The sequence below is a fragment of the Curtobacterium sp. 9128 genome (genome assembly GCF_900086645.1).
Classification (GTDB): domain Bacteria; phylum Actinomycetota; class Actinomycetes; order Actinomycetales; family Microbacteriaceae; genus Curtobacterium.
In genome coordinates, this window is sequence record NZ_LT576451.1 from 3,624,529 (window position 1) to 3,638,907 (window position 14,379).

7 protein-coding genes and 1 tRNA gene are annotated in these 14,379 nt (G+C 69.1%); 2 read left to right on the forward strand and 6 right to left on the reverse strand.

Features of this window, described 5'->3' with window-relative positions:
- Window positions 1–10: 10 nt before the first annotated feature.
- Window positions 11–439, forward strand: a complete 429-nt coding sequence (locus tag QK288_RS17330; protein ID WP_281265512.1) for a BLUF domain-containing protein — start codon at window positions 11–13, stop codon at window positions 437–439.
- A gap of 4 nt (window positions 440–443) precedes the next feature.
- Here the strand turns inward: QK288_RS17330 and QK288_RS17335 are convergent, their stop codons facing one another.
- The 5 genes from QK288_RS17335 to QK288_RS17355 all read right to left on the reverse strand — a co-directional run bounded on the left by QK288_RS17335 (window position 444) and on the right by QK288_RS17355 (window position 9,487).
- Complete coding sequence (locus QK288_RS17335; protein ID WP_281265513.1) at window positions 444–1,064, reverse strand: TetR/AcrR family transcriptional regulator; 621 nt, start codon at window positions 1,062–1,064, stop codon at window positions 444–446.
- A gap of 38 nt (window positions 1,065–1,102) precedes the next feature.
- Entirely contained in the window at window positions 1,103–1,753 is a 651-nt protein-coding gene (locus QK288_RS17340) for an SDR family oxidoreductase (RefSeq protein ID WP_281265514.1), read from the reverse strand.
- A 61-nt stretch (window positions 1,754–1,814) separates the two neighbouring features.
- A tRNA-Ser gene (locus tag QK288_RS17345) sits at window positions 1,815–1,899 on the reverse strand.
- 137 nt (window positions 1,900–2,036) lie between these two features.
- The gene (locus QK288_RS17350; protein ID WP_281265515.1) at window positions 2,037–6,485 is read right to left on the reverse strand and encodes a hypothetical protein; all 4,449 of its coding nucleotides are present in this window, start codon (window positions 6,483–6,485) and stop codon (window positions 2,037–2,039) included.
- 308 nt (window positions 6,486–6,793) lie between these two features.
- Window positions 6,794–9,487 (reverse strand): hypothetical protein, encoded by a 2,694-nt coding sequence (locus QK288_RS17355; protein ID WP_281265516.1) that lies wholly within the window; start codon window positions 9,485–9,487, stop codon window positions 6,794–6,796.
- A gap of 103 nt (window positions 9,488–9,590) precedes the next feature.
- Between QK288_RS17355 and QK288_RS17360 the strand changes: the two genes are divergently transcribed.
- Window positions 9,591–10,343 carry a hypothetical protein gene (locus QK288_RS17360; protein ID WP_281265517.1) on the forward strand — a complete coding sequence of 251 codons (753 nt, stop codon included), beginning with the start codon at window positions 9,591–9,593 and terminating at the stop codon, window positions 10,341–10,343.
- A 1,130-nt stretch (window positions 10,344–11,473) separates the two neighbouring features.
- Here QK288_RS17360 and QK288_RS17365 read toward each other — a convergent pair.
- Window positions 11,474–14,341 carry a hypothetical protein gene (locus QK288_RS17365; RefSeq protein ID WP_281265518.1) on the reverse strand — a complete coding sequence of 956 codons (2,868 nt, stop codon included), beginning with the start codon at window positions 14,339–14,341 and terminating at the stop codon, window positions 11,474–11,476.
- Window positions 14,342–14,379: the final 38 nt, after the last annotated feature.

Sequence of the window (14,379 nt, forward strand, 5' to 3'; positions counted from 1 at the left end):
TGATGGTCGGGTGCTCGTCTCGATCGTCTACATGAGTCGCGCCGTCGAGGAGTTCGACGACGCGGCGATGACTGCGCTGCTCCGGGAGGCTCGGCTCCACAACGAGGCGCTCGGCGTCTCCGGGCTGCTCGTCGCGAAGGGCGGCCGCTTCATGCAGTTGCTCGAAGGCCCGGCGTGGAGCGTCGACGACCGGTTCTCGGTCATCGCGAAGGACCCGCGGCACCACGAGGTGACCTCGCTGATCCGGGAGGACATCGAGAGTCGTCGGTTCGACGGGTGGTCGATGGCCTACCGCGGACTCGATGACGACGACCTGGCTGCGGAAGCGGGGTTCAGCCCGTTCCTGAGCGGGACGACGGACTTCCCGCGGTCGTTCGACCGGACGAGCGCGGCGTGGCTCCTGAAGTGGTTCCGAGATCGCGAGCTGCACGACGTCTGAGCGGTCAGGCGAACGACTCGTCGACGAGGGCCAGCAGCCGCTCCCGGTGCGCCCGCTCCACTGACGCGAGGACGAGCACCTGCCACATCGTCGCCACCGCAGGGAGCAGGTCCTGCCGACCGGAGCGGACGTTCGCGACGAGCTGCACGCCGGTGAAGTACGGCACCACGGTCGCGCCGAGCTGTTCCGGCGAGAGCTCCTGCCCGACCTCACCGCTCGCGACCCCGAGGCGGAATACATCGACGACCCCGGCGATCCACTGCTCGTAGAAGCTCGAGGTCGCACCGGCCAGTACACCGTGCTCCAACGACAGCCGGATCCCCGCGCGGACGACCAGGTCGTGCATGAGCAGGTCGGCGATGGCTCGGGAGGCCCGGATGAGTGAGCCGACCGGCGACGCATCGGTGAAGTCCATCGCCGCGAAGGTCCGGGCGTTCTGCTCGTCGATGACCGCGTGCGCGATCGACAGCTTCGTCGGGAAGTGGTGGTGGAGCGCACCCTGGCCGACGCCGCCCGCTCGGGCGATCCCCGCGATGCTGGCAGTCGCGTACCCGTGTCGGTCGAACTCGCCGGCGGCGGCCTCGACGATCAGCGCACGTCGCCCCTGGCCTGCCGCGTCTCCCACCGGTCCACCGTACCGACCGGCGGGAGCGCTCCCGGCCGTCAGGCCTGGTCGGCGTGCAGGAACTCGGCGATGGCGGTCGCGCCGCTGTTGAAGCGGTAGGTGCTGCCCGCGGTCCCACCGTTGTCGAGGACGTCCGCGACGACCTGCGCGACGTCGCCACGCGACACCTTCGACGAGTCGCCGTCCCAGTCGATGCGACCGGTCGGTTCGTCGTCGGTGAGCGTGCTCGGCGCGACGATCGTCCACTCGAGGCCGGAGTCACGGACCACCGCGTCGGCGATCATCTTGGACTGCGCGTACGCGAAGAAGTCGTTGTCCTGCGGCACCCCGTGGTCGAGCACGGAACCTGCCCACGAGACCATCACGTAGCGTTCGACACCCGCGCGCTTGGCAGCCTGCACGGACAGCACTGCCGCATCGCGGTCGATCGCCCAGGTCCGGTCGACCGATCCCCCGCCGGCACCGGCGGACCACACCACGGCGTCCTGCCCGCGGACCAGGTCCTCGAAGCCCGACAACGTCAGCTCCTGGATGTCGGCCACCTTCGGGTCGCCGCCGTGGGAACGGATCTCGTCGGCCTGGTCGGGGTTCCGGATGACGGACGTGACGTGGTGGCCGCGCTCGCTGAGGATGCGCGTCGCGAGGAGTGCGACCTTGCCGTGGCCGCCGAAGATGATGATGTCGCTCATTGCAACGACGCTACGCGGACCGCCTCAGCGCGGGGTGACCGCGACACGGACGTGGATCGAGCGGAGGGTGTGGGATTCGAACCCACGAGACATCGCTGCCCACCTGTTTTCAAGACAGGCTCCATCGGCCACTCGGACAACCCTCCACGACGCGGCCACGTGGCGAGACGTGACCGCGTCCCGAGGAGTCTAGCCGAGCCTCCAGGCCGGGACCTGGAACACGACGACCCCCGATCGGTGCGATCGGGGGTCGTCGTGTCGACGTCAGGCCGGGCCTGTCAGGTCAGGCCTGCGGACGGTCGTCCTGGCGCCGGCGGGCGCGCTGCGCGGCGAGGAGCAGGACGAGGCCGAGCAGCAGCACCACGATCGCTGCGGGGACACCGATCATGACGATGTTCGTGCCGGTGAACGCGAGCTCCTGCGGAGCGGCTTCGACGGTGAACTTCTTCGTGATCTCCTTCGAGAACACCCACACCGTCTTCTGCGGCGCCGCCGAACGAGCACCGGGGGTGGTGTCCGTGTCGTCGGTGACCGTGTACTGGCCCTTCGCCTTCGCGGTGAAGGTCAGCGAACCGGCCGCGACGTCGGCCTCCGAGACGGTGTAGCTGGTCTCGCAGGACTCAACCTGACCAGGCTGGAGTGCCTCGATCTCGCAGGAGATCGACGATCCGACCTGCTGCTCCACCGCGGCGCGGTCGAGGGTCCGGTTACCGGTGTTCGCGAACCGGAACGACCCCGTCACGACGTCACCCGGACGGAGCGCGTCCGTGGTCGCGGACGTCGTGTACTCGCCGCTGATGTCGATGCTGGCAGAGGACTCCAGCGACACGTCACGGTGGTCACCCGAGGACACCGAGTCACCCGTCGGCGTCGTGCCCGCGGTGGTCAGGTCGAACCCGACCGTCCCGCGGTCGATGTCCTGCTGGGTCAGGGCGTAGGGCGCCAGCTCGGTGACGACGTCGGTCCCCGGCGCCAGCGTGCCCTCGCCGACCTGCTCGGGGTCGCCGTCCGACACGACGGACTCCAGGCCCTCGACCGTCACGTTGCCCGCGTTCGAGACCGTCGCGGACAGCAGCACCTCGTCGCCGACGCGCGGAGCCGAACCATGCTCGGTCTCGGCGAGGTGCGCCGAGAGCACGGACTGCAGCTGCGGTTCCTGCAGCAGCGTCACGTCAGCGGACTCGTCCGCCGAGATCGTCTGCCCCTTCGGACCCGTCGCGGCAGCAGCCAACGAGAAGCGCACCGTGCCGGCGTCGATGTCCGCCTGGGACAGCGTGTACCCGGCGATCGTGAGCTTCGCCGTCGAACCCGGAGCGATCGTCTCCGGCGCCTTGACCGTCAGGTCCTCATGGCCGGGCAGGGCAACCTGCACGTCGGAGACGGTCACGGTGCCCGTGTTGGCCAGCGTTCCCGTGAGCGTGACGGTGTCGCCCGCGTTCGGAGCACCCTTCGCGTCGAGCTCGGCGCCGAAGCGCGCACTCATGGTCGCCTGCTGCTCGAACTCGACCACGGTCTCCACGTCGTCACGGACCTGCTGGTCCTTCGGACCAACCGCCGCGACCTGCATCGGAACGCTCAGCGTGCCCGCGTCGATGTCCGCCTGGGTCAGCGTGTAGTCCGACACCGACACGGCGGTGGACGCACCGGGCGCGAGACGCTCCTCGGCGACGGAGACCCGCAGCCCGTCGAAGCCGGGGACGGCAGCGGTCACACCGTGCAGGGTGACGTTGCCGCTGTTCCGGATCGATCCGGTGAAGGACACGGTGTCGCCGGCCTTGGGGGCCTTCTTGCCGTCCAGCTCGCTGCTGAACTTCGTCGACACGGCCGGAGCCTGCGCGACGGTCGCCTGCGTCGCCGTGGCAGATGCCTCAACCTCGACACCCTTCGGCGCGGTGCTCGTCGCGGTCGCGTCGAACGTGACCGACCCACGATCAACGTCGGCCTGGGTCACCTTGTAGGAGCCCTCGACCGCGCACTCGACGGACTTGCCGGGAGCGATCGCTGCGGGGCAGGTAACGGTCATCCCGCGCTCACCGTCGATGACGATCGTCGTGTCACGGATCGTGACGTTGCCAGTGTTGGAAGCGGTCACACCGAGCGAGACCTTGTCGCCGACACCCGGGTCCGACGTGGTCTTCACCACCGGTGCCAGGGCGAGCCCTGCACCGGCGGCCTGCTCGAGGTCCAGGCTCGCGCCGGCCTCACTGTTCGCGACCTGACCCTTCGGCCCCTGCGATTCACCACGCATCGTGAACGAGACAGAACCCTCGTCGATGTCATCCTGCGTCAACGAGTACGCGGCGATCGTCACCGGGACGTCGGCCCCGGGTGCGAGCGCACCGGACGGCACCTCGACGGAGAGATCGTCGCGGTTGAGGATCGACGCGGTGATCTCGGACAGGGTCACGGTGCCGCTGTTGGTCAGCGTGCCCGTGAGGGAGACGGTGTCGCCGGCCTTCGGCGTGCCCTTCGCGTCGAGGGACGCACCGAACCGGGCGGTCAGCGCGGTCCGCTGCTCGATCTCGACGACGGTGCGCGCGTCGTCCTGGACCTGCTGGTCCTTCGGACCGATCGCAGCGACCTGCATCGGGACGGTCAGCGTCCCCGCATCGATGTCCGCCTGGGTCAGGACGTAGTCGGACACGGTGACCTCGGTCGACGCGCCGGGGGCGAGCTGCTCGTCGGACACGCCGACGGCCAGTCCGTCGAAGCCCGGGACAGCGGCGGTCACGCCGTGCAGCGTGACGTTGCCGCTGTTGCGGATCGCGCCGGTGAAGGAAACCCGGTCACCAGCCTTGGGGGCCTTCCCGGAGAGCTCGCCGGCGATCGTCGCCGACACCGCCGGCGCCTGAGCCTGCGTGGCCTGCGTGGTCGTCGCCGTGGCTTCGACCTCGACACCCTTCGGCGCGGTGCTCGTCGCGGTGGCCGCGAACGCAACCGAACCGTGATCCACATCAGCCTGGGTCACCTTGTAGGAACCCTCGACCTCGCAGTCCACCGACTTCCCCGGAGCGATGGTCGCCGGGCACGTGACGGTCATGCCACGCTGCCCGGCGATGACGATGCTCGTGTCGCGGAGCGTGACGTTGCCGGTGTTCGAGGCGCGGACACTCAGCGTGACCGTGTCGCCGACGCCCGGGTCACCGGTGGTCTTCACGACCGGTGCAAGAGCAAGCCCCGCGCCGGCGTTCTGCTCACTGGTGCTCACCGTCGCCGTGCCAGCGCCCGCAACGGGGGCGTCCAGCCGGGAGAGCGCGGAGATCGACACCGAGTCGTCGATGCTGCCGGCATCGATGTCGTCCTGCGTGACGTCACGAGCGGGCGTGGTGCACGACACCGTCGCCCCGACCGCGATGTCGGTCGCAGCGCAGGCGTCAGCCACCTCACCGATCGTCAGGTCGTGGACCGCGACGTTGCCGTCGTTCTTCACGTCGTACCGGAACGCGATCTTCTCGCCCAGATCCGCGACCGCGTCGCCGTTGCCACCGGTGATCACCGGGGTGCCGGTCACGGTGAGTGCGTTGCGCTCCGGTGCGAACTCCACCGAGTCCGTCCCCGCGAGGTCGAGCCCCTTGTGCGCCGTCACCAGGTCGGTGTCGACCGAGTACGTCCCGGGCGTCGTGGTCGTGACATCCACCGAGATCGTGCAGTCCACAGCGCCCTCGGCGAGGTCACCGTCCACGGTCACGGACGTCGCACCCGCAGCCGCGGTCACTTCGGGGTTCGCACAGGTCGTCGACGTGTTCGGCGTCGGCGCCACCGTGAGCCCATCCGGCAGGTCAGCGGCGAAGGACCAGCCGCGCTTCTGCCCGTGCTCGGTCGTGTTGATCACGCGGTAGGTCAGTCGGGCGGTGTCGCCCACGATCGGCGTCCCGGACAGCGACTGCGTCATGGTCGGCGTCGAGTCGACGATGGACACACGGTCCACCGCGCCGTCGTTCCCGCCGCCGGAGGCCTGCTGGTTGCGCATGATCCAGCGCACGGTGTCGCCGCTGAAGAGCAGCCCGCCCTTCGAGACGAACTCGCCGCCCTTGATCGACATACCCGAGACGATGTACTCCTGCGCGCCACGGTCCGTGCAGGGGTCGATCGGGGTGTCCGCGATCTTGTGTTCCTGGTCGCCGTCGACGAGCGAGAAGTCCAGGAGCGGGTGATTGGAGTAACAGTTGATCGCAGCAGCGCTGACGCCGAACGACACGAAGCGTCCAGTCTGCGGCAGTTCGAACGGCTTCACCGATTCGAGCTGGATCTTGCCCGCGCCGGGATCTCCACCCTGGGTGTAGGCGCTGACGATGTGGTTGGTAGCCGGGTCCGTGCCGGTGATCTGCCCGAGGGCGTTCGCGATCCTCTTCAGGTTGTTGTTCGCTGCGCCGTCGCAGGCGGCGAGCGAGGTGCTCGACTGACTCGTCACGATGCCGTTGCATCGTGCACCGTTGATCCACACCGGGTCACCCGTGTAGGTCTCGTCAGCGGCACCGACGTACTCGTTGACCAGCTTGGCGTCGGTCCAGCCGCCGTTCTCGAAGTCCTCGACGAGCAGCAGCTCAGGGTCGCGTGCCGTGACGTCGGCCGACGCTGCGGAGGCGGGTCGAGCCTCCGGCCCGGATCCGGCAGTCGGCTGCGGCGCAGCCGACACCGCGACTGTGCCGAGCAGCGCGGTCGTCAGACCGAGCGCGCCGCTCGCGAGGAGGATTCCCTTGCGCCGCGCGCCAGGGGGTGCCTTGTGTTTCATGTCGTCACTTTCGGAGTGTGATGCAGAGGTGGGGAGGGTGGGTCGGCAGATCGGGAAGGTGCCGACCGGCCGTCAGCAGATGGGCGCCGCATCCGTCAGCTCGCACGCGAGCGGGTGCTTCGGAGCATCGAGGTGCCGTCACAGATTATCGTTGATATTTATATATTTCAAGTGTCGCATGTGATGCGACTCTTGAGCAACAGGCCGGGAGGCTGGGGATGCGCTGGTGGGGACCGCTGCGGTGATCAGTGGTCCCCACCAGGACACGCGGCAGTGGGGAGCCCGCAGTGCGAGCTCCCCACCTGAGGTCAGGCCTTGTCGGTGGCCTTGCGGCGCTTGGCGATGAAGAGCACCGCCCCGCCGAGCAGGACCAGCAGACCCGCCAGCGGCGCCACGACCGGGAGGACGTCCGAGCCCGTGAACGCGAGCTCGCCCTTCTGCCCGGCCGCGTTCCCCGCAGCCGCGCCCGACGCGTTCGAGGACGCATCCGTCGTCGCAGCCGACGACGCAGCAGCGCTCGCGTTGCCGTTCTTCGCAGCCGACGCCTGCGCGCGCGTCGAGGACGAGTTGTCCGCGTTCGCCGCAGCCTTCGCCGCGACACTCGCCGCCGCGTTCTTGTCCGCCGCGACGTTCTGCGTCGCGTTCGCCGAAGCAGTCGTGACCATGTTGCCCGCGGTCTTCGCCGCAGCCTTCGCCGTCACGTCCGTCGCAGCCGACGCCTGCGAGGTGGCGTCGTTGTTCGCCGCCGCCACCGCAGCCGCCTTCGCAGCCGGGTTGTTGTTCCCGTCCGCATCCACCGACGCACCCGCCGACGCCGAGGCGTTCGTGTTCGGGTTCGGGTTCGCGTTCGCGCCCGAGTTCGGGTTCCCGTTCGCCCCCGGGTTCGACGACGCCGACGAGTTCGGCGTCCCGTTCACGTTGACGTTCGCGGCAGCATCCTGCGACGCGTTCTTCGACGCGTCCGCGATCGCTGCGGACTTCGACGATGCCTGCGTCTTGGACGACGCCTCAACCGAGGCCCCACCATTGGTGTTGGAGGAGTTGTCCGCCTCAGCAGCAGCCTTCGCCGCGACCTTCGACGACGCATTCGTCTTCGTCTTGGCATCCTTGGACGCATCCGCCGACGCCGTCGTCTTCTGGTTACCCGCAACCTCCGACGCCGCCTTCGCGGAGATGTCCGCAGCAGCAGACGCCGCCGACGTGCCGTCGTTGTTCGCAGCCGCCTCCGACGCCGCCTTCGCAGCCGGGTTGTTGTCACCATCAGCAGCCGCCGACGCCGACACCGACGCACCCGCGTTCACATTCGCACCCGGATCACCGGTCACGTCACCAGCGGCGTCCTGGGACGCGTTCTTCGACGCGTCCGCGATCGCTGCGGACTTCGACGACGCCTGCGTCTTGGACGACGCCTCAACGGAAGCCCCACCATTGGTGTTGGAGGAGTTGTCCGCCTCAGCAGCAGCCTTCGCCGCAACCTTCGACGACGCATTCGGCGTGGAGTCCGCGTTCTTGGACGCATCCGCCGACGCAGTCGTCTTCTGGTTACCAGCGATCTGCGCAGCAGCCTTCGCGGAGATGTCCGCAGCAGCCGACGCCGCCGACGTGCCATCGTTGTTCGCAGCCGCCTCCGACGCCGCCTTCGCAGCCGGGTTGTTGTCACCATCAGCAGCCGCCGACGCCGACACCGACGCACCCGCGTTCACATTCGCACCCGGATCACCATTCACGTCACCCTCAGGCGTCCCGTCAACATTGCCTGCGGGGATGCCCTGCGGGTCACCCACCGGCGTGCCCTGCGGCGTCCCGACCGGGTCACCAACCGGGTCACCAACCGGCGTGCCGACCGGGTCACCAACAGGGTCACCAACAGGGGTGCCCTGCGGGGTGCCAACCGGCGTGCCGACCGGGTCACCAACCGGGTCACCAACCGGGTCACCAACCGGGTCACCAACCGGCGTCCCGACCGGGTCACCAACCGGCGTCCCGACCGGGTCACCAACAGGGTCACCAACCGGGGTGCCCTGCGGAGTGCCAACCGGCGTCCCAACCGGGTCACCAACCGGCGTCCCAACCGGGTCACCAACCGGCGTCCCGACCGGGTCACCAACCGGCGTCCCGACCGGGTCACCAACCGGCGTCCCGACCGGGTCACCAACCGGGTCACCAACCGGGTCACCAACCGGGTCACCAACCGGGGTGCCCTGCGGGGTGCCAACCGGTGTCCCAACCGGGTCACCAACCGGCGTCCCGACCGGGTCACCGACCGGGTCACCGACCGGGGTGCCCTGCGGGTCACCCACCGGCGTCCCCACCGGGTCACCAACCGGCGTGCCCTGCGGGTCACCAACCGGCGTCCCCACCGGGTCACCAACCGGGTCGCCCACCGGCGTCCCGACCGGGTCACCAACAGGGTCACCAACCGGCGTGCCCTGCGGGGTGCCAACCGGCGTCCCCACCGGGTCACCAACAGGGTCACCAACCGGCGTGCCCTGCGGAGTGCCAACCGGCGTCCCCACCGGGTCACCCACGGGGTCACCAACCGGCGTCCCAACCGGGTCACCTACCGGGTCACCAACCGGGGTGCCCTGCGGAGTGCCAACCGGCGTCCCCACCGGGTCACCCACGGGGTCACCAACCGGCGTCCCAACCGGGTCACCTACCGGGTCACCAACCGGGGTGCCCTGCGGGGTGCCCACCGGCGTCCCAACCGGGTCACCCACAGGGTCACCAACCGGCGTGCCCTGCGGGTCACCAACCGGGTCGCCAACAGGGGTGCCCTGCGGGTCACCAACCGGGTCACCAACCGGCGACCCCACCGGGTCACCAACCGGGTCACCAACCGGCGTCCCCTGCGGGTCACCAACCGGCGTCCCAACCGGGTCACCCACCGGGTCACCAACCGGGGTGCCCTGCGGGTCACCAACCGGGTCACCAACCGGCGTGCCCTGCGGGGTGCCAACCGGAGTGTTGCCCTCGGGCGTACCGTCCTCGTTCCCGTCCACATCCGCAGCCGCTTCCTGCGAAGCATTCGACGAGGACGACGCGATCGCGGCGCCCTGCGACGCCGTCGACGGATTCGCCGTACCGACAACCGAACCCACAGCATTGGCCTTCGTAGAGTTGTCCGCCTTCGCCGCAGCCTGCGCCGCAGCCTTCGACGAGCTCCCCGGGTCCGTGTCCGCGTTCTGCGTCACATTCGACGACGCCGCCGTCAGCTGGTTCCCCGCGATCTGCGCAGCAGCCTTCGCCGAGATGTCCGCAGCCGCCGACGCAGCCGACGTCCCATCATCATTCGCAGCCGCCTGCGCCGCAGCAACCGCCGCAGGGTTGTTGTTCCCATCCGCATCCGCCGACGCCGACGCCGACGCCGACGCATTCCGGTTCCCGTTCGCCTCCGCCGACGCATTCGTCGACGACGTCCCGATCGCAGCACCCTTCGACGCCGAGTTCGGCGACGCATTCGCCGCAACCGAACCAGCCGCATTCGTCCGCGACGAATTATCGTTGTTCGCCGCACCCTGCGCAGCAACCGAACCAGCAGCGTTCGGATTCGCACCAACGTTCTGCGCAGCATCCGCCGCCGCCGCAACAGTCTGGTTACCCGCGATCCGAGCAGCACCCTTCGCGGTGATGTCCGACGCCGCATCAGCAACAGACGTCGCATCATCATTCGCCGCCGCCTGCGCCGCCGCAACCGCAGCCGGATTGTTGTTCCCATCCGCACGCGCCGACGCAGCAGCCGACGCCGACGCATTCGCATTACTCACCGGAGCAGGGGGAACGAAACCGCCGCCTCCTGAGCTATTGACGAGATACACCCCGTATTCAGTCTGGCCCTTCGCCCCGAGGTCCATGTAGACGGGCGTTCTGGCCGGCGTTGAACCAACCGCTCCAGTAACGCCGACACCGAGGATCTTCCCGTCAGCTTGGTGCGTAAATGTCTGAGTGGTGTTGGGCTGCGGCAGTGCCGCACCACACGGGTAATGTTGGTTGTAGCGAAGCGCGGCCGATCCGCTGAACAGGATCGCCGGTGTGTAGCACTGCTTCGTGACATTGTCCATGATCACACCAGTTTCACCCGGGCCGGGGAACGTGAACGTGTGCAGGTCGGCAGCGCGAGCAGCTTCGAGGGTTGGGAAGTACAGGCCCTTCACCATGTTGTTGGCGCCACCCTCAGAGAGAACAAAGTTCTTCATCCGGTAGTACCCCGGCAGTTGCTCCGCTTTCCAGATCAGCGGCCCCGACATGGTGCTTGCTTGCACCGATGAACCCGGCTGGGCTTTCGCGGCAGACATCCGATCGGCATTGTCACCCTCGGCACTTGCGGACGAGATGACGCCGAACGCGGCACCGGATGCCGCGAGCGCACCGATCGTCGACGCTGCGACGATCTTGCGTGTGGCAGAGCGCTTGTGCTTGCTCATGTGATTGATTTCTTTCTGTAGCGGAGCACCATCGCTGGTCGGCTCCTGGTTGATCCCTGCACACGCTCATCACGCGCAGGGGTCCCCGGCCGGCGCACATGGGGGATGCTCCGGTCGAGCCCGGCCCGGGCGATGGCACCCGGGCCGGAAGCTGTTCGTCCGAAGGAGAGGACCTCGGAAGGAAAATGCGAGTGTCAGCGACCCCCCAGCTGGTGTGGTCCGGAGTCGCTGGGGTGGTGGCTGATCAGGCCTGGGTGCGGTCCGTCTCGCGGCCATGGCGGCGTGCTGCGAGGAGCAGCACGCCGCCCAGCAGCAGGACCACGATCGCGACGGGGACACCGATCATCGACCGAGCGCGCCGCACGTCAGGAGGATTCCCTTGCGCCGCGCGCAAGGGGGTGCCGTGTGTTTCATGTCGTCACTTTCGGAGTGTGATGCAGCAGTGAGGAACGAGCGCGAGCCGGGAGGCTCGGGTTGCGGTGGTGGGGGCCGCTTTGGTGCGCAGCGGCCCCCACCAGGACACGCGGCAGTGGGGAGCCCGCAGTGCGAGCTCCCCACCTGAGGTCAGGCCTTGTCGGTGGCCTTGCGGCGCTTGGCGATGAAGAGCACCGCCCCGCCGAGCAGGACCAGCAGACCCGCCAGCGGCGCCACGACCGGGAGGACGTCCGAGCCCGTGAACGCGAGCTCGCCCTTCTGCCCGGCCGCGTTCCCCGCAGCCGCGCCCGACGCGTTCGAGGACGCATCCGTCGTCGCAGCCGACGACGCAGCAGCGCTCGCGTTGCCGTTCTTCGCAGCCGACGCCTGCGCGCGCGTCGAGGACGAGTTGTCCGCGTTCGCCGCAGCCTTCGCCGCGACACTCGCCGCCGCGTTCTTGTCCGCAGCGACGTCCTTGGTCGCGTTCGCCGACGCGGTCGTGACCATGTTGCCCGCGGTCTTCGCCGCAGCCTTCGCCGTCACGTCCGTCGCAGCCGACGCCTGCGAGGTGGCGTCGTTGTTCGCCGCCGCCACCGCAGCCGCCTTCGCAGCCGGGTTGTTGTTCCCGTCCGCATCCACCGACGCACCCGCCGACGCCGAGGCGTTCGTGTTCGGGTTCGGGTTCGCGTTCGCGCCCGAGTTCGGGTTCCCGTTCGCCCCCGGGTTCGACGACGCCGACGAGTTCGGCGTCCCGTTCACGTTGACGTTCGCGGCAGCATCCTGCGACGCGTTCTTCGACGCGTCCGCGATCGCTGCGGACTTCGACGATGCCTGCGTCTTGGACGACGCCTCAACCGAGGCCCCACCATTGGTGTTGGAGGAGTTGTCCGCCTCAGCAGCAGCCTTCGCCGCGACCTTCGACGACGCATTCGTCTTCGTCTTGGCATCCTTGGACGCATCCGCCGACGCCGTCGTCTTCTGGTTACCCGCAACCTCCGACGCCGCCTTCGCGGAGATGTCCGCAGCAGCAGACGCCGCCGACGTGCCGTCGTTGTTCGCAGCCGCCTCCGACGCCGCCTTCGCAGCCGGGTTGTTGTCACCATCAGCAGCCGCCGACGCCGACACCGACGCACCCGCGTTCACATTCGCACCCGGATCACCGGTCACGTCACCAGCGGCGTCCTGGGACGCGTTCTTCGACGCGTCCGCGATCGCTGCGGACTTCGACGACGCCTGCGTCTTGGACGACGCCTCAACGGAAGCCCCACCATTGGTGTTGGAGGAGTTGTCCGCCTCAGCAGCAGCCTTCGCCGCAACCTTCGACGACGCATTCGGCGTGGAGTCCGCGTTCTTGGACGCATCCGCCGACGCAGTCGTCTTCTGGTTACCAGCGATCTGCGCAGCAGCCTTCGCGGAGATGTCCGCAGCAGCCGACGCCGCCGACGTGCCATCGTTGTTCGCAGCCGCCTCCGACGCCGCCTTCGCAGCCGGGTTGTTGTCACCATCAGCAGCCGCCGACGCCGACACCGACGCACCCGCATTCACGTTCGCACCCGGATCACCATTCACGTCAGCAGCAGCATCCTGCGACGCGTTCTTCGACGCGTCCGCGATCGCTGCGGACTTCGACGACGCCTGCGTCTTGGACGACGCCTCAACGGAAGCCCCACCATTGGTGTTGGAGGAGTTGTCCGCCTCAGCAGCAGCCTTCGCCGCAACCTTCGACGACGCATTCGGCGTGGAGTCCGCGTTCTTGGACGCATCCGCCGACGCAGTCGTCTTCTGGTTACCAGCGATCTGCGCAGCAGCCTTCGCGGAGATGTCCGCAGCAGCCGACGCCGCCGACGTGCCATCGTTGTTCGCAGCCGCCTCCGACGCCGCCTTCGCAGCCGGGTTGTTGTCACCATCAGCAGCCGCCGACGCCGACACCGACGCACCCGCGTTCACATTCGCACCCGGATCACCATTCACGTCACCCTCAGGCGTCCCGTCAACATTGCCTGCGGGGATGCCCTGCGGGTCACCCACCGGCGTGCCCTGCGGCGTCCCGACCGGGTCACCAACAGGGTCACCAACCGGCGTGCCGACCGGGTCACCAACAGGGTCACCAACAGGGGTGCCCTGCGGGGTGCCAACCGGCGTGCCGACCGGGTCACCAACCGGGTCACCAACCGGGTCACCAACCGGGTCACCAACCGGCGTCCCGACCGGGTCACCAACCGGCGTCCCGACCGGGTCACCAACAGGGTCACCAACCGGGGTGCCCTGCGGAGTGCCAACCGGCGTCCCGACCGGGTCACCAACCGGCGTGCCCTGCGGGTCACCAACCGGGGTGCCCTGCGGGTCACCAACCGGCGACCCGACCGGGTCACCAACAGGGTCACCCACCGGCGTGCCCTGCGGGTCACCAACCGGGGTGCCCTGCGGGTCACCAACCGGCGACCCGACCGGGTCACCAACAGGGTCACCCACCGGCGTGCCCTGCGGGTCACCAACCGGGGTGCCCTGCGGGGTGCCCACCGGCGTCCCGACCGGGTCACCCACGGGGTCACCAACCGGCGTGCCGACCGGGTCACCAACCGGGTCACCAACCGGCGTCCCCTGCGGGGTGCCAACCGGCGTCCCGACCGGGTCACCCACCGGGTCACCAACCGGCGTCCCCTGCGGGGTGCCAACCGGCGTCCCGACCGGGTCACCCACCGGATCACCAACCGGCGTCCCCTGCGGGGTGCCAACCGGCGTCCCGACCGGGTCACCCACCGGGTCACCAACCGGCGTGCCCTGCGGGTCACCAACCGGCGTCCCGACCGGGTCACCAACCGGGTCACCAACCGGCGTCCCCTGCGGGGTGCCAACCGGCGACCCCACCGGGTCACCAACCGGGTCACCAACCGGCGTCCCCTGCGGGTCACCAACCGGCGTCCCGACCGGGTCACCAACCGGGTCACCAACCGGCGTGCCCTGCGGGGTGCCAACCGGAGTGTTGCCCTCGGGCGTACCGTCCTCGTTCCCGTCCACATCCGCAGCCGCTTCCTGCGAAGCATTCGACGAGGACG